The sequence below is a fragment of the Sphingomicrobium sp. XHP0239 genome, from assembly GCF_039555325.1.
In the GTDB taxonomy this organism is placed as follows: Bacteria; Pseudomonadota; Alphaproteobacteria; order Sphingomonadales; family Sphingomonadaceae; genus Sphingomicrobium; species Sphingomicrobium maritimum.
Genome location: NZ_CP154608.1, coordinates 1,392,501 through 1,407,379, shown reverse-complemented (window position 1 = coordinate 1,407,379; position 14,879 = coordinate 1,392,501). Strand labels below are relative to the sequence as shown.

The window sequence follows — 14,879 nt, the reverse complement described above, 5'->3', positions numbered from 1 at the left end:
ATCGCCGCGGTGCTAGGTGCCCCGCCCGTGCCTGTCAAAGGGCGTCGAGACTGTCGTTGATGGCCTTGGCCGCAGCCTGCGGATCGGCGGCCTGCGTGATCGGGCGCCCGACGACCACGACGGAGGCGCCGCGCTCCATCGCCTCGGTTGGGGTGACGACGCGTTTCTGATCGGCCTCTTGCCCGCTGCCCGCCGGACGCACGCCGGGGACGACCAGATAGCCCTCGGGCCAAGCCTTGCGCATGGCCTCGACCTCCAAGCCGGAGCAGACGATGCCGTCGAGACCGGCCTCACGAGACAGATCGGCCAGCCGCTCGACATATTTTTGCGACTTGAGGTTGCTGCCGTGGCGCTTGAGATCCTCGTCCGACAGGCTCGTCAGCATCGTCACGCCGACGACGCGGGTGACTTCGCTCGCTGCTTCCTTGGCCGCGCGCATCATGTCGATCCCGCCCGCCGCATGGACGGTGAGAATACGGGGACGAAGGTCGGCGATGGCGGCGACCGCCTTGGAGACGGTATTGGGAATGTCATGCAGCTTGAGATCGAGGAAGATCGGCAGACCTCGTTCGCGCAACCGGCTGACGCCCTCGCGACCCTGCGCGCCGAAGAACTCGAGCCCCAGCTTGAACCCGCCGACATGGCCCTTCACGGCAACGGCGAGGTTCTGGGCGGTGTCGAGACGGGGGGTGTCGAGGGCGACGAAAAGCGGACTGGACATGGAATGCGGTTCCTCAAAAAGGGCTGGACGGTTCGGGCGGCGGCGGACGGCGCGCGGCGTCGCGTTCGCCTTCCAGCGTGCGCAATCGCGTGCGCAGCCGCGCCAGCTTGAACCGGTCGATCAGCCAGGTCGGCAGAAACCCGAGAGCGAAGGTGACGAGCAGGAGCCACGGCAGCTTGATCGCCAGCCGCCGGTCGCCCCACAAATCGATCATCACGTCATGCCAGTTGGCAACCGAAAAGGCCGTCAGCACGATGGCGGGCAGGACGTATGCGAAGATCTTCAGTTTCTGCATCGCTTCCCCTTGCCCAAAAGCCATGCGGGCGTAAAGCCGATGGGGGGTGACATCGTCGCGGGCCGCGGGACATGATGGACCGTGCGCGAAGCGACCGCGTTGAGGGAGGAGATGACACGCCTGACATGAACCATATTCGTCTGACTCAATTCGGACTGCCGCTGGCCGCGATCGTCGCCTTTCTCGGCGGGATTGGCGTGTTGGACAGCTCCGAGGTCCCGGCAGAACAGGCCGGACCGGCCCATGTTCCGCTGGCCGCGCCGAGTGCCGTATCAGGTGGGAGCGTGAATTTCGCCCGTCTCGATGCGCGCGTGACGCAATTGATGGACGAACATGGTCCGATGGCGGGTCTGGCGGTCGGCGTGGTGCTGGATGGCGAAATCGCCTTTCTCAAAGGCTATGGCACCCGAACTGCCGCCGACGATGGCGAGCCGGTGGACGTAAACACGGTGTTCCGCTGGGCTTCCGTCTCCAAGGGCGTGGCGGGGGTGATGGCCGCGAAGCTCGACGAGGAAGGGGCCTTGCGGCTCGACCGCCCCATCGCGTCCTACAGCTCGACGCTCACCCTGCCGGAGAACAATCACTTCTCCGCGACGCTGCGCGACACGTTGAGCCATCGGCTCGGGATCTGGCGAAACGCCTACGACGACAAGCTGGAAGACGGGCAGGACCCCGACGATATCCGCCGCCAACTGGGCGAACTGGTGCAGATCTGCCCCGTCGGGTCCTGCTGGAGTTATCAGAACGTCGCTTTCGATGCCGCGTCGGAAGCGGTCGAGATGGTAACCGGTGCGCCCTACGACACGGCGCTGAAATCGCATCTGTTCGCGCCCCTCGGCATGACCCGCGCCAGCGCCACCCGCGACGGGTTGATGATGGACGACAACTGGGCGCATCCGTTCAATCGCGGCGGCCGCGAATATGACGTGACCGACGCCTATTATCGCGTTCCCGCGGCGGGCGGAGTGAATTCATCGATCATCGATGCCACCATCTGGCTGCAGGCGCAGATGGGCCATTTCCCCGAGATCCTGCCCGACGCGGCGATCGAGACCGCGCACCAGCCGCTCATCGAGACGCCGGGTGAGATGCGGCGGATGCGGGATTATCGCGAACGTTTGTCGGACGCGCGTTACGGGCTCGGCTGGCGAACCTACGACTATGCCGGGCACCGCATCGTCGGGCATCGCGGCGGGGTCGATGGCTATCGCAGCTTCATCCTGTTCGATCCGGAGCGCGAGGCGGGCATCGTCGCCTTCTGGAACAGCGACACGGGGCAGCCGCATGGGCTGCAGTTCGAATTTTTCGACATGCTCTACGGACTGGAAACCCGCGACTGGCTCGAGCTCGACGGCTGAACCATCCCACCGGGCGGGCGTTGACAGGATATGTCCAACAAAAAACCGCTTCGTTCGGCGCTCGGAATGACCGCCGCCGCTCTTCTCTTTGCCGCAAACCCGAGCGCCGCCCAGTCGCTTCCTGATGGGGCATGGGGCGGATCGGCGCCGAGCCTGTCGGGCGAACGTCAGTCGGCCACGCTCGCGGCCCAGATCCTCGCCGCGCGTCTGCATCATTCGCCGGGTGTCATCGACGGCTATCCGGGCGGCAACACGGCGCGCGCGATCGAAGCGTTTCAATCCGCCAACGGGCTCGAGGCGACCGGCGCGGTCGACGAGGAGACCCTCGAAAAGATGACCAGCCAGGCGGGGGATGCGCCCTTGCTCAAGGACTATACGATCACATCCGAAGATGTCGCTGGCGGGTTCACCGACCCGGCGGACGGCATGGAAGCTCAGGCCGAGACAGGCAATGTCGGCTACGGGTCGGCAAGCGAAATGCTGGCCGAGAAGTTCGGCATGAGCGAGAGTTTCCTGAAAGCCATGAATCCCGGCAGCGGCTTCGGGCAGGGCGATACGATCCGGGTGGCCAACGTCGCCGCCGATCCGCTTGCCGCCGTCGCACGGATCGAGATCGACGGAGACGAGAACGAGCTGCGCGCCTTCGATGAAAGCGGTCAGTTGATCGCCACCTTTCCCGCCACGGTCGGGAGCAGTGAATTTCCCAGTCCGTCGGGCACCATGGAAGTCAATGCAGTCGCGCCGGAAGCGAACTATACCTTCGATCCCAGCGACTTGAGCTGGGGCGGCGACGAGCCGCTGACCATTCCCGCGGGGCCCAACAATCCCGTCGGCGGGATCTGGATCGACCTCAGCAAGGACGGGTACGGCATCCACGGCAGTCCCGATCCACGGCTCATCGGAAAGACCTCCAGCCACGGCTGCGTGCGGCTGACCAATTGGGATGCCGAACGGCTTTCGCAGGCGGTTTCGCAAGGCACCACCGTCGAGTTTGTCTGAGTCGATTCGGTTTTAGACTGCAATGAATCCCGGATTTGGCGGTTTTTTGCGTTTTTCTCGTTTATGTTCTATAAAAGTGCCACTATCGCTCGATCGTCCCCCATCGACTGGCATGACGCCGTCCCGCTGCTTGCAGCCTCTCCGACGATTCCGATAACCCGCCCCTGTCAGCTCGCGCCGTCCGGCGTGGGCGTCCGCCCGTTCTGAGCTGACGTATCTCGTGCCCCCGACGGCGCGCCGCGCGCCGTGTTTTAACTAGGAGACCCCTTTTGGCCCATCAGACCGAATTCCTGATCGAACGGATGGAAGAAGAACGTGCCAAGGCCGATGCCGCGACGTTGCAAAAGGTGAAGGAACGCCACGAGCGCGCCGCCGCTAGCTGGGAGAAGCTCGCCAACCGTGCCATCGCCGCCGACAAGCTGCGCGCCGCGGAAGAGATCCGCAAAGCCGAGATGCGCGCCGAACAAGCGCAGATCCAGGCGCAGCAAGCGCAGCCGATGCCTGCCTGAACCTGATCGTTCTGGCAGACATTCAAGCGGGCGTCCCGGAAACGGGGCGCCCGTTTGGCATTCGGGGACACGGCGCTGTCGATTGTTTTGCGGCTCGCGCGAAAAGTCGGCTATGGGTGCTGGCGACCGCTGCCCCCGTCGGGGCCAAGTAGCGTCGCGGGGACGAGGTTCGAATGACCGATCAGGGAAAATTGCGACTTGCCAGACCCGCGCGGCAGACGCCACGGGGTCTGGGCAAGCAAGTGGCGCTCGGAGCCTTGTGCGCGGGCGTGATGATCGGCCTGCGCGAACTGATCAATCTGTGGGCGCCGACCTCGGGGCCGTTCGCGATGATCTTCCCCACCATCATGATCGCGACGCTCTATGGCCGATGGCGGGCCGGGTTGACCGCCTTCGTCATCACGTTCCTCTACGCCTGGTGGGCGGTGCTGCCGTTCCAGTATAGCCTGGTCTTCGAAAATCCTGGCGAGGGGCCGCGCGTGCTCATCAATGCGGTCGCGGGCCTCGTCATCATGGTGTTCGCCGAAGCGTTTCGGGATGCGGTCGAACGCGCCAGTGCCCAGCGCGACGAGGAGATCGAGCGGCGCGAAGTCGCGATGCTCGAGCTGGGGCATCGGACGAAGAACAATTTCGCGCTCGTTGCCAGCCTGCTCGAAATTCAGAAGCGCCGCGAGGAAAGTCCCGACGTGCGGGCCACGCTCGATACCGCCATCGGGCGCGTTCACAGCTTTGCCGAGGCCTATGCCCATTTCAGCGAGGACACCGAGGGCGGCAGCCTCGACGTTGCGATGCGCCCCTATCTGGAGAGCCTCATGGACATGCTCGGCACGGCGCTGTTCGACGACCGGGTGGCGCTGCGAGGCGAGATCGCCGACATCCGCCTTCCCAAGGAAAAGGCCGTGGCGCTCGGCCTCGTCCTCAACGAGGCACTCACCAACGCCGCCAAATATGCCTTTCCGGGCGGCCGGAAGGGCGAGGTCGTCATTCGCCTGTCGGGAGACCCGTCGGGCTGGGACTTTGCCGTCGACGATGACGGGGTCGGCCGTCAGGAAACCGCCGCGCCGCAGGGAAGCGGCTTGGGCGCCGGTCTGATGGACGCCTTCGCTCGGCAGGCCGATGCGCAGATGGAAGTGGAGAGCCTCGCCAAAGGCACGCGGCTGCGGCTGCGCGCAGCGATGGTCTGATCCCCTTGCGCCGCCGCGGTAAAGCGGCAACGGTCGGGGCATGGAGGGGGCCATCGTCTTTGCATCGCTCGTCATGGGCGTCGCGATTACCGACCAGTTGACGAGTCTTCATCGTCTGCTGCGCGTCCGCCATCGAGTGCGGTGGGACCCATTGCCGATGATCTTCGCGCTGATGGCGCTGATGACCGTGCTGATGATCTGGTGGGCTTTGGCCGGAATGGGAAGCGGGCGGATCACGATCGGGGAATTCGTCCCGATCATGTTCGAGCTGACGCTGGTCTTCCTCCTGACGTCGGCCAGTCTGCCCGATGCGGGCGGGGAAGGGGCGACCGGCGGTACCGACTTGCGGGCGTTTTGGGACAAGGAGCGATCCTATCTATGGTCGCTGCTGTTCATCCTCGTCCTGTTCGACCATCTCGGCAATTTCGTGACGATGGAGAAGTCGTGGGCGGCGTGGCGATATTATCTTCTGAACCGCTCGGTCGATCTCGTTCTGACCGGCGCACTACTGGCCGCCGTCTTCGTCCGGCGGCGATGGTATGATTGGACGCTGATCGCCGTGCTGGCGATCGGCCCGATCCGCTGGCTCAACAACGCCCTCGGCTAAAGATCCTCCGGACAGGTCAAGCGTCGAGGTTGACGAAGCTGTCCAGCACCCGCTTGCGACCCGCCTTCTCGAATTCGATTTCCAGCTTGTTGCCTTCGATCGCCTCGATCGTGCCATAGCCGAATTTGCCGTGAAAGACGCGCATGCCGGTGGAAAGATCGTCGCGACCCTTGTTTCCGAGGCTGACGGCGCTGGCCTTCACGTCGACAGGGCCGCGACTGCGCGCGATCATTTCCTCGCGCGACAGGCGCCCGTCGTCGCCCGATGACATCGCCCGCTTGAACCCCGGACCGCGGGAGGCGGGGCGAGCGACATGGGCGAAAGGATCGTCGTTGGCGCTGAACTGAGCCTTCCAAAGACTGGCCCCGCCCGACATGGTCTGTTCCTGTTCGGTGTGGTCGTCCGGCAGTTCCTCGACGAAGCGGGAGGGAATGGAGCTGGTCCACTGGCCGTAGATGCGTCGGTTGGCGGCGTGCAGCACGGTCGCCCGCTCGCGTGCGCGGGTGATGGCGACATAGGCAAGGCGGCGTTCCTCCTCGAGGCTCGCCTGCCCCCCTTCGTCCAGCGCACGTTGCGAGGGGAACAGACCCTCTTCCCAGCCTGCGCAGAAGACGATCGGAAACTCGAGCCCCTTGGCGGCGTGGATGGTCATCAGCGTCACCCGCTCGCCGTCCTTGTCGCGGTCGGTGTCCATGACGAGGCTGACATGTTCGAGGAAGCTCTCGAGGCTGTCATATTCCTCCATCGCGCGGGCGAGTTCGGCGAGGTTCTCTAGCCGGCCCTGCGCCTCGGCGGACTTGTCGGCCTGGAGCATCGCGACATAGCCCGATTCCTCCATGGCCTGCTGCATCAGCTCGGACGGGGTGAGGGCGCGCGTACCGCTCTCCATGACCTGTCGTTCGCCGTTCTCGCTGGGTGCGGCGGACGTGCCGGCGGCCAGCGTGCGCCAGCGAGCAATGTCGCCGACGAAGCGACCCAGCGATCCGCGGGCACGGGCGGTGAGTTCGTCCGTGTCGAGGATCTGCGCGGCGGCGAGCAGCAGGGGCAGACCCTGGCTGCGCGCATATTGATGGATGGTGGCGACCGCCTTGTCGCCCAGCCCGCGCTTGGGCGTGTTGACGATCCGGTCGAAGGCGAGGTCGTCCTGCGGCTGGTGGATGAGGCGCAGGTAGGCGATGGCGTCGCGAATCTCGGCACGTTCGTAGAAGCGGAACCCGCCGATGATCTGGTAGTCCATGCCGATGGCGATGAAGCGTTCTTCGAACTCGCGGGTCTGGTGCTGTGCGCGCACGAGGATGGCGACGTCGTTCAGACCTCGCCCCTTTGAGACCTGGTTCTCGATTTCTTCGCCGACACGGCGAGCCTCCTCGGGCCCGTCCCAGACCCCGATGACGCGCACCTTCTCGCCCTTGCCAGCCTCGGTCCAGAGCTGCTTGCCGAGACGACCGCTATTGTGCGCGATGACGCCGCTGGCGGCGGCGAGAATGTGGCCGGTCGACCGGTAATTCTGTTCCAGTCGAACGATCTTCGCGCCGGGAAAATCGCGTTCGAAGCGCAGGATGTTCGAAACGTCGGCGCCGCGCCACGAATAGATCGACTGATCGTCGTCGCCGACGCAGGCGATGTTATTATCGGGCGCGGCGAGGAGCCTCAGCCATTCGTACTGGCTGGCGTTGGTGTCCTGATATTCGTCGACGAGCAGATATTTGAACCGCTTCCGCCATTCTTGCAGCACGTCGGGATGCGCCTTGAAGATGGTGAGCATGTGGAGCAGCAGGTCGCCGAAATCGGCGGCGTTCACGGCTTTCAGCCGGTCCTGATATTCCCGGTAGAGATCGCCGGCCTTGCCATCGCCCCAGGCCTGCGCGTCGGCGGCGGAGAGTTGCGATGGAGTCTGGCCCTTGTTCTTCCACTGGTCGATCAGGCCCGCGAGCGCGCGCGGGGGCCAGCGCTTGGGATCGATCCGCGCGGCCTCGACGAGTTGTTTCAGCAGCCGCAGCTGGTCGTCGGTGTCGATGATCGTAAAGTTGCTTTGCAGCCCAACCAGCTCGGCATGGCGCCGGAGCATTCGGGCGCAGACGCTGTGGAAGGTGCCGAGCCAAGGCATGTTGTCGACCGCACCGTTGGTGATGTCGGCGACCCGCTCCTTCATCTCGCGCGCGGCCTTGTTGGTGAAGGTGACCGCGAGGATCTGGCTCGGCCAGGCGCGGCGGGTGGCGATGAGATGCGCGAGGCGAGCGGTGAGGGTCGCGGTCTTTCCCGTGCCCGCGCCCGCGAGAATGAGGACGGGGCCGTCGAGCGTTTCGGCCGCCTCGCGCTGCGCGGGGTTGAGGCGCGCGAGATAGGCGGGCGGGGCGGTGTCGGGCGGAGAGGATTCGGTCACCGGCCCTAGGTAGGTGGGGGAGAACATTCGGGCAACCCGCGACCGAGTCGGCGGGGAAGGGGCGAAACGATCTTGCGAATCGCATTGCGCGCAGCTATCCGGCCTCCGAAATTGGGATCGTGTCCGCGAAATCCGCGTCTTACGCACGATATCCCCGTTATCCACAGGCAGAAACAGCTTTTGCGCGCTGGGAAACGCGCCCGGCATCGCCCATAAAGAATGGGTGATCGGGACGAAGCGCCCGGCCTTCTTCGGAAGGAAGGGATCGCAAGTTCCGATCTCCGCCGGCAGGCGATGAGATGCGGCGACCGGGGGAGCCCGGACGGTCTTCGGACCGAAAGGGTGTCGAACCCGGACCGCCACCATCTCGGACCAGCCGGTTTGAGAGGCGCCGGAAGAGCCGGGAGTGCCGAACGCAGCCGCGCTGCAGCAGGTCTTCGGACCAGTAGCAGCGAAGGGCGCGACACGGAGCCCGGCCCAAGAAGGGCCGCGACGAGCCATCGGGAGGCGCATCGCTTGACGGTGCGGCTGTCGACGGAGCCGGAAGGAAAAGCTGTCGTGAGTGCAAGCTCTCAACAGTGGATCCGGAAGGGTCCGACGGGAGAGCCCATCATGTGGGCAGACCGGATGGTGACGAGCGACGCCTGAGCGGGCGCGCAAGGATGGTCGAGGTGGCCACAGAAGCCTTCGGGCGGAAGTGGTAAACCGGACTAACACCGGCAAAGTCGCTCGGCGCATGTGGGGATCAGAAGCCTAGCTTCTGGTCCCCATTCTCGTTGGGGGGCTGAAAAAAGTCTGGAAAGCCTGGCGCGGCGATGCGGCGGCGCGCGCCTAACCTTCCGGCGATGTCGATGCTCGAACGCCTTGGCTATTTACCGTCCATTGCGGCTGCGACACTGGCGTTGCGGGCTTGAACAACGATGCGGCGAAGTTTCTTGGCGGTGTGGCGGAGCAGGAGCAGGGCTTCGTCGGCGATCAGGTGGGTCGATGCTTTGACTTCCGACCCATCGAGGAGCGCCGCAAGGCGGTCGTGGACAGCCATATCGCACGCGGCAAGTCGTTCGAGCAGGGTTTCGAAATCGTCGCTGGGCACCGAGCGCGTCGGGTCGGGACCACAGACGTCGTCGTGGTCGGCCGCTTCGACCGTTCCGCCCATTTCCGCGACGACCTCGTCGAGCCGTTCGATGATGGCGGCGCGGTCATCGGCGCAATTGACGAGCAGCTGGGTCAGCTGACGGTTCTCGATATGCGCCGCGACATCGCGATAGAAACGCTCGGTCTGGACCGCCCAGACCCGCATTTGCGTCAATATTCCTGTGTCATCCTGAATAGACACCGCACCTCTTTCCGGTTCGAGAACCTCGTCGGGTGCGCGAACGATCGTATTCAAAACGCCCCCGTCAGGGTGATAAACATCCTCCCCGCATCGGAGTTTCCGCGAATTTGACGAAAGTTAAGGCAACTTCGGACCAAAAAGGGGCGTGGCCGGTCAGCGACCGGAGATTTCCTTGACCTTTTCCGAATAGAGCCTTCCGACCGGTTGTTCGCTGCCGTCGCCAAGCCGTGCGACCCAGCGACCCGACGGATTGCGCGAGAATCCCGTGATGAAGTCGCGGCGGACGATCGCGGAACGGTGCAGGCGCGCGAATTTGGCAGGATCCAGGCCCTGCTCCAGCGCCGTCATCGAATGGTGGATAAGCCAACTCCGCTGACCGACATGGAGCCGCATGTAGTCCCGCTCGGCAGACACGCGGTCGATGTCGTCGGCGGCGATGCGGACGAGGCCCGAGAGGTCCGACGCCCAGAATTCTTCGAGATAATCGCTTTCGTGATCGCTGCCCTGATCGGAAGGTCCCTCGGCAATCCTATCCCGGGCACGGTCGATGGCCTTGTCGAGCCGTGCGGCCTCGACCGGTTTCATGACATAATCGACCGCCGCGACATCGAAGGCAGCGACCGCAAACTGGTCGAATGCCGTGACGAAGACGATGGCAGGCCGGGGCGTAAGCTTGGACAATGCGCGGGCGACCTCGATCCCGTCGAGGCCCGGCATGGCAATGTCGAGAAGCACCACGTCGGGCATCGTTTCGTTGGCGAGCTGAACGGCTTCCTCGCCGTCGGAAGCGCTACCGACATGTTCGACGTCGTCGCGGCGGCCGAGCAGCGTTTCCAGACGTTCGGCGGCCAGCGGCTCGTCGTCGGCGATCAGGATGCGGGTCTTTTCGCTCAAGCGTTCATCTCCTCGCGCGGAATGATCAGGTCGACGCGATAACCGTCTTCGACCGGTCCGAAACGGCATTCCGCTTTCCCGCCATATTGCGCGGCCAGTCGTTCGCAGACGTTGGTCAGTCCGGTCCCGGTTCCGGCCGGCGCGGGACGGTCGACGGCAACGCCGGACGGTGCGGAATTGAAAACGTGGATCGCGGCGCGCCCGTCGGGCCGCATGGCGCCGCCGATCTCGATCGTAACCGGTTGGCGGGTGCGGCTGACACCGTACTTGATGGCATTCTCGACCAGCGGCTGAAGGATCAGCGCAGGCACGCTCAAGTCTTCCAGCTCGGCGGGGAGATCGATGTCGACGCGAAGTCTTTCGGGGAAACGGCGCTGTTCGATATCGAGATAGAGCCGCTGGAGGTCGATCTCTTGCTCGAGCGTGACCGCCGCATTGGGATCGAGCGAGAGCGAAGTGCGGAAAAAGGTAGAGAGGGCGATCAGCATGCTCTCGGCCTGTTCGTTGCGATTGGTCATCACCAGCGAGGACAGGCTGTTGAGCGTGTTGAACAGGAAGTGCGGATTGACCTGGTAACGAAGGGCGCGGACCTGAGCGGCCTGCGCCTCGGCCTTCGCGGCGGCGAGGCGGCGGCGGGTATCGGCGACCTGATTGGCGCTGACCGCGGCGAGATAGACCGCGCTCCATGCAGCGAAGAAGAACAGCCAGATGACCGCTGCGTCGGCAGCGATGCGCAGTTGCTCGAACTCGTCGAGCTCGTCAAGCTTGGGAAGCGTGAAGATCATCGGCTGTTCGCCCGAATGACGCTGGATGGTCACCTCGTTGCCGCGCTGCGTGATGATCGCGCCCTCACGTGCCTCGATCCGATATTCCTCCCCCTGATCGTTCTGTAGCGGGGCCATCGTGATGATCAAAAGCGCCTGCGCGATCGCGGCGACGATCGAAGCCAGCGCGGCAATGGCGGCGCGCACGCGGATGCGGGTGCCTTCGTCGACCGCCTGGATGGCGAAATAGATGCAGCAGGTCAGCACCATGCCGGTGCCGATCATAGGCAGTCGCTGGAGGATGACGCTACCGGGACTGTCGGACAGAAGCGCGCGCCCGACCACCATGAAGGCATAGATCACCCAGAAGGCGGCGATGCTCGACGCGGCGATCTTCCAATCGGCGAACAGGGGCTTCGCGGAGCTTTTCTGGACGGGCGCGTGACGCATTTCCATCGACTATCGGCAATCGCGCCGCATTTCCAGTCGGCGTGCCGGTCTTTGCAGAACCGAACACGCGGTTGATCGAAGGAACGCGCCGACAGGTGCGCTCGTTGTTCGGGCATAGCGATTGAAGGAACCCGTGATGAGCCACAAGAACCCCCCCAAGGACGAGCCGAGCAAGACCCTTCAGGAGAAGCTGAAGAAGGATCCCGACGACAAGGACCTGCAGGTCGATGTCGGTTCCGATGAGTCGATGGATGCGTCCGATCCGATTTCGGCCGCGCAGCATGCAGACGATAGCCCGCATCCCAATTCCAACGCTCCCAAGAGCGACGAGGAGGAATAAGCCGCTGGCTTTTCGGGGATTGTTGCGTCGCCGCAACGCCCAGTTATCCACAGTGACCTAATAGCGACAGGCTCGGCTCCATCGATGGGCCGGGCCTGTTCGCGCTTGCGAAAAGCGCTCGCACACGCCTCAATCGCATCGGGGAGGGACGAGCGCCCGTATGGTTAAGTTTTGATAAAGGACCATCGGCTATCGTCGCATTTCAAGGTGCTGAAGGAGACGAACGGATGAAGGGTTGGACGGGCGGGGGTCCGAAAACAGGCAAGTTGCTGATTGGCGAGATGAAGGAATTCGCATCCTTCCCGAAGGCCACGCAGCGATACATCCGCCGTTCGCTCGACACGGCGTTCGGTCGCAAGGATCCGGTCGATACCTGGGCGCGCAGCGAGGCCGAGGCGAAGTCGATCCTCGAGCAGAAGCATTACTATGCGCGGCTCGATATGGTGCGCAGCGAGATTCCCGACGACCACGCGCTCGACATGCTCGAACCGTTCGTCGGTCTCCTGACGACGATCAGCGCCTTCGACCTCGGCGAGGATCGTATCGGCAGTTTTGCCGCCTATCGCTTCCTCTACGAGCGCCTGTTGGGCGCTGCGGTACGGCCGTGGCTGCCGAGCGCCTTCTGCGCGGCGGCAAGCCTACCCGTCCTGCACCCGGACCGGCGCCGGATCCTTCTCCAGTCGATCAGCGAAACCGCGGCGACGGCGGCGGGCTGGTCCGGGCGGGAGCCGGTATTCTGGCCTGAATGGGTCGAGAAGGTCGACGCGGAGGCTGCTGCCTAAAGGTCGAAGATTTCTGCGAGTTCGGCGAGGGTCGCTTCGGGGCTGGTATGCAGCACGAAGCGGCCCTTTCCTTTTTCCACCCAGGGCTCGCGCGCATGTTCGCGATCGTCGACGAGCACGTCGCCGGGGCGCGCAAACGTCCATTTGTCGCGTGCCATGCAGGTGATTACGTCGAGGTCGGGAAAGTGTTTCTTCGCCCAAGCCCGTTTCTGCGGTTCTGCCCATTTTCCCATTGGCAGACCGGTCAGGATGGTGGGGTCGAGGTGTCTCACCCGATCGACCATCGCGTCCGCGCCCGGCAACGGGTCCAGATGTTCGTAGAAGCCGTCGGCGCGGGCGAGCCGTTTCCAGAAGCCGCCTCGTCCATGACGCTCCGTCAACGCGTCGGGATCGAGCCCCGAAAGGCGGCGCACCCCGCCGTCGAAATCCGCGAGGACGCCGTCGCAGTCGAGGAACAGTCGCGCGCTCACGCGACATATCCCGGAGCCGCGGACACCGGCAGGGGGTCCACCGACGTCCAATCGGTTTCCGCGATCATGGCATTCGCGTCCTTCGGCACGCGCCCGGAAGCGGGGTCGAGGCTCCAGGTACAATGGTAGCGACTGCCGTCGGGGCGTTCGATCCTGCCATCGACAGTGACGAGGAGCGCTTCGATCGATGCGTCGGCGACGTGCCCCACGATCGCGAGCATGGCGGGGGCTGGAACCGGCGCGCGGCGGCGGTGGCCCCATTGCGTCACGTGATGGGCGATCACCCGCTCGAAGCGCGGGACGAACCGCTCGAGAAGACGTTCGCGGTCCCGCTCGTCGAGGATCCAGCCGACCGGTCCGCCCATCAGTCGCGCTCCCCTGCAAGGCCGTCCAGGAGGTCGCGGGCGTAGGCGATTAGACTGTCGTCGCGCGCGCCCATGACGAGGACGATGTCGCCCGGTCGTGCCGCCTCCACAATCGTCCGCGCGATATCGTCGCGATCGGCGATATGGGTCGCGTGCGCCCCGGCCGCGGTGACGGCCTGCGAAAGCCAGGCGCTGCCGCGCGACTTGTCGGTCGTTCCGCCCTGATAGACGGGATCGGGCAAATAGAGCCGATCGTCGGGTCGGAGATACTGAGCAAAGGTCGCGCTCAATTCCTCGCCCATCTGGCGCAGCGGGCCATAGCCGTGCGGCTGGAACATCACGATTAGTCGGCGATCGCGGGCGCGCATCGTCTTGAGCGTCGCGGCGATCTTGTCGGGATTGTGCCCGAAATCGTCGTAGACCGTGATGCCGCGCGCTTCCCCGACGCGCTCCAGTCGACGTTTCAGTCCGGCGAACCGTGCCAGCGCCGCCGCACCGTCGGACAGCGGCACGCCGGCAGCGTGACAGGCGGCCAGCGCGGCGAGCGCGTTCATGGCGTTGTGTCGTCCCGGCATGGGAAGGTGGACTGCATGCGCCTCGCCATCGTGCAGCAGCGTGAAGCGCACTTCCTCGTCATGCAGCTCGAGATCGAGTCCCCGGTAGGCGGGCGATTGCGCCGGGTCGAACCCGAAGCCGAGCGCGCCATCGGGGGCGATCCCGCGACTCTCTACATCGTCGGCGTTGTAGAGCGCTTGGTCCCCCGCGCGCAGGAAATCGCCGAACAGTTGGCGCAATTCCTCCATCGTCTGATGATCGAGACTGATGTTGTTCACCAGCGCCACGGTCGGCCGATAGAGAACGATCGACCCGTCGCTCTCGTCCACTTCGGCGGCGAACAGGTCGGGGTTGCCGACCAGAGCGGAAGCGAACGGCGCATGGGGGCCCGCGAAATTCTTCATCACGGCACCGTTCATCACGGTGGGGCGACGCGCGGCTTCGTGCAGGATCCAGCCCACCATTCCGGTGACGGTCGATTTGCCCGATGTGCCGCCGATGGCGATGCTGGTCTTCGCGGCGTTGAGAAACTCCGCGAGCAATTCAGGGCGGGCCTTACGGGTGAGGCCCAATTCCCTGGCCCGCACGACGTCGGGCACCTGATCCTCGACCGCCGCCGATGCGACGAGGACTTGCCCTTCGCGAAGGCCCGAGCCGTCCTGATCGAACAGGTCGATGTCGAGGCTGCGCAGATAGTCGAACTTGGCGGCCATGCGGCCTGCGTCGAGCGAGCGGTCGCTGCCCGAGACCTGGTGGCCGCGCGCCCGCATGATGGCGGCCAGCGGCAGCATGCCCGATCCGCCGATGCCGCAGAAAAAGTAGCTGTTGGTCATTCGCGTCTCGCTATGCCATCCCGAAGCGAACCGC

16 protein-coding genes are annotated in these 14,879 nt (G+C 64.7%); 8 read left to right on the top strand and 8 right to left on the bottom strand.

The window, feature by feature from the left end; genetic code table 11:
- Window positions 1–34 precede the first annotated feature (34 nt).
- Window positions 35–721: an orotidine-5'-phosphate decarboxylase gene (gene pyrF / locus WJT74_RS07120; RefSeq protein ID WP_343343165.1), complete on the bottom strand. Its 687-nt coding sequence runs from the start codon at window positions 719–721 to the stop codon at window positions 35–37.
- Window positions 722–734: 13 nt separating this feature from the next.
- The gene (locus tag WJT74_RS07115; RefSeq protein ID WP_343343163.1) at window positions 735–1,016 is read right to left on the bottom strand and encodes a hypothetical protein; all 282 of its coding nucleotides are present in this window, start codon (window positions 1,014–1,016) and stop codon (window positions 735–737) included.
- 125 nt (window positions 1,017–1,141) lie between these two features.
- Between WJT74_RS07115 and WJT74_RS07110 the strand changes: the two genes are divergently transcribed.
- The 5 genes from WJT74_RS07110 (at window position 1,142) to WJT74_RS07090 (ending at window position 5,673) form a co-directional block, all read left to right on the top strand.
- Window positions 1,142–2,374, top strand: a complete 1,233-nt coding sequence (locus WJT74_RS07110; protein ID WP_343343161.1) for a serine hydrolase domain-containing protein — start codon at window positions 1,142–1,144, stop codon at window positions 2,372–2,374.
- A gap of 30 nt (window positions 2,375–2,404) precedes the next feature.
- Window positions 2,405–3,373: a L,D-transpeptidase family protein gene (locus WJT74_RS07105; protein WP_343343159.1), complete on the top strand. Its 969-nt coding sequence runs from the start codon at window positions 2,405–2,407 to the stop codon at window positions 3,371–3,373.
- A gap of 269 nt (window positions 3,374–3,642) precedes the next feature.
- Window positions 3,643–3,882 carry a hypothetical protein gene (locus WJT74_RS07100; RefSeq protein WP_343343157.1) on the top strand — a complete coding sequence of 80 codons (240 nt, stop codon included), beginning with the start codon at window positions 3,643–3,645 and terminating at the stop codon, window positions 3,880–3,882.
- 173 nt (window positions 3,883–4,055) lie between these two features.
- Entirely contained in the window at window positions 4,056–5,066 is a 1,011-nt protein-coding gene (locus WJT74_RS07095) for a sensor histidine kinase (RefSeq protein ID WP_343343155.1), read from the top strand.
- Between the two features lie 40 nt (window positions 5,067–5,106).
- Window positions 5,107–5,673 carry a hypothetical protein gene (locus WJT74_RS07090; protein WP_343343153.1) on the top strand — a complete coding sequence of 189 codons (567 nt, stop codon included), beginning with the start codon at window positions 5,107–5,109 and terminating at the stop codon, window positions 5,671–5,673.
- A 16-nt stretch (window positions 5,674–5,689) separates the two neighbouring features.
- Here WJT74_RS07090 and WJT74_RS07085 read toward each other — a convergent pair whose 3' ends face one another.
- Window positions 5,690–8,083, bottom strand: coding sequence for an ATP-dependent helicase (locus WJT74_RS07085; protein WP_432215216.1), 2,394 nt, complete (start codon window positions 8,081–8,083; stop codon window positions 5,690–5,692).
- Window positions 8,084–8,966: 883 nt separating this feature from the next.
- Between WJT74_RS07085 and WJT74_RS07080 the strand changes: the two genes are divergently transcribed.
- Window positions 8,967–9,503, top strand: a complete 537-nt coding sequence (locus WJT74_RS07080) for a hypothetical protein (RefSeq protein ID WP_343343148.1) — start codon at window positions 8,967–8,969, stop codon at window positions 9,501–9,503.
- 42 nt (window positions 9,504–9,545) lie between these two features.
- Here the strand turns inward: WJT74_RS07080 and WJT74_RS07075 are convergent, their stop codons facing one another.
- Window positions 9,546–10,286, bottom strand: a complete 741-nt coding sequence (locus WJT74_RS07075) for a LytR/AlgR family response regulator transcription factor (RefSeq protein WP_343343146.1) — start codon at window positions 10,284–10,286, stop codon at window positions 9,546–9,548.
- A complete protein-coding gene (locus WJT74_RS07070; protein ID WP_343343144.1) occupies window positions 10,283–11,506 on the bottom strand; it encodes a sensor histidine kinase in 1,224 nt (407 codons plus the stop codon). The genes WJT74_RS07075 and WJT74_RS07070 overlap by 4 nt, the downstream gene beginning before the upstream one ends.
- A gap of 130 nt (window positions 11,507–11,636) precedes the next feature.
- Between WJT74_RS07070 and WJT74_RS07065 the strand changes: the two genes are divergently transcribed.
- Window positions 11,637–11,840, top strand: a complete 204-nt coding sequence (locus WJT74_RS07065) for a hypothetical protein (protein WP_343343143.1) — start codon at window positions 11,637–11,639, stop codon at window positions 11,838–11,840.
- Between the two features lie 227 nt (window positions 11,841–12,067).
- A complete protein-coding gene (locus WJT74_RS07060; protein WP_343343141.1) occupies window positions 12,068–12,622 on the top strand; it encodes a hypothetical protein in 555 nt (184 codons plus the stop codon).
- On the opposite strand, the gene WJT74_RS07055 is transcribed toward WJT74_RS07060, so the two are convergent.
- From WJT74_RS07055 to WJT74_RS07045, 3 genes are read right to left on the bottom strand one after another with little or no spacing between them, the layout of a single operon-like run.
- Entirely contained in the window at window positions 12,619–13,092 is a 474-nt protein-coding gene (locus WJT74_RS07055) for a 5' nucleotidase, NT5C type (RefSeq protein ID WP_343343139.1), read from the bottom strand. The genes WJT74_RS07060 and WJT74_RS07055 overlap by 4 nt on opposite strands.
- Entirely contained in the window at window positions 13,089–13,457 is a 369-nt protein-coding gene (locus tag WJT74_RS07050) for a hypothetical protein (protein ID WP_343343137.1), read from the bottom strand. The genes WJT74_RS07055 and WJT74_RS07050 overlap by 4 nt, the downstream gene beginning before the upstream one ends.
- A complete protein-coding gene (locus WJT74_RS07045) occupies window positions 13,457–14,845 on the bottom strand; it encodes a UDP-N-acetylmuramate--L-alanine ligase (RefSeq protein ID WP_343343136.1) in 1,389 nt (462 codons plus the stop codon). Before WJT74_RS07045 ends, WJT74_RS07050 begins: the two co-directional genes overlap by 1 nt.
- Window positions 14,846–14,879: the final 34 nt, after the last annotated feature.

Bases quoted from the DNA above. Each gene is read 5' to 3' on its own strand.
- pyrF (WP_343343165.1), bottom strand. From the start codon at position 721: ATGTCCAGTCCGCTTTTCGTCGCCCTCGACACCCCCCGTCTCGACACC.
- WJT74_RS07115 (WP_343343163.1), bottom strand. From the start codon at position 1,016: ATGCAGAAACTGAAGATCTTCGCATACGTCCTGCCCGCCATCGTGCTG.
- WJT74_RS07110 (WP_343343161.1), top strand. From the start codon at position 1,142: ATGAACCATATTCGTCTGACTCAATTCGGACTGCCGCTGGCCGCGATC.
- WJT74_RS07105 (WP_343343159.1), top strand. From the start codon at position 2,405: ATGTCCAACAAAAAACCGCTTCGTTCGGCGCTCGGAATGACCGCCGCC.
- WJT74_RS07095 (WP_343343155.1), top strand. From the start codon at position 4,056: ATGACCGATCAGGGAAAATTGCGACTTGCCAGACCCGCGCGGCAGACG.
- WJT74_RS07090 (WP_343343153.1), top strand. From the start codon at position 5,107: ATGGAGGGGGCCATCGTCTTTGCATCGCTCGTCATGGGCGTCGCGATT.
- WJT74_RS07085 (WP_432215216.1), bottom strand. From the start codon at position 8,083: ATGTTCTCCCCCACCTACCTAGGGCCGGTGACCGAATCCTCTCCGCCC.
- WJT74_RS07070 (WP_343343144.1), bottom strand. From the start codon at position 11,506: ATGGAAATGCGTCACGCGCCCGTCCAGAAAAGCTCCGCGAAGCCCCTG.
- WJT74_RS07065 (WP_343343143.1), top strand. From the start codon at position 11,637: ATGAGCCACAAGAACCCCCCCAAGGACGAGCCGAGCAAGACCCTTCAG.
- WJT74_RS07060 (WP_343343141.1), top strand. From the start codon at position 12,068: ATGAAGGGTTGGACGGGCGGGGGTCCGAAAACAGGCAAGTTGCTGATT.
- WJT74_RS07050 (WP_343343137.1), bottom strand. From the start codon at position 13,457: ATGGGCGGACCGGTCGGCTGGATCCTCGACGAGCGGGACCGCGAACGT.
- WJT74_RS07045 (WP_343343136.1), bottom strand. From the start codon at position 14,845: ATGACCAACAGCTACTTTTTCTGCGGCATCGGCGGATCGGGCATGCTG.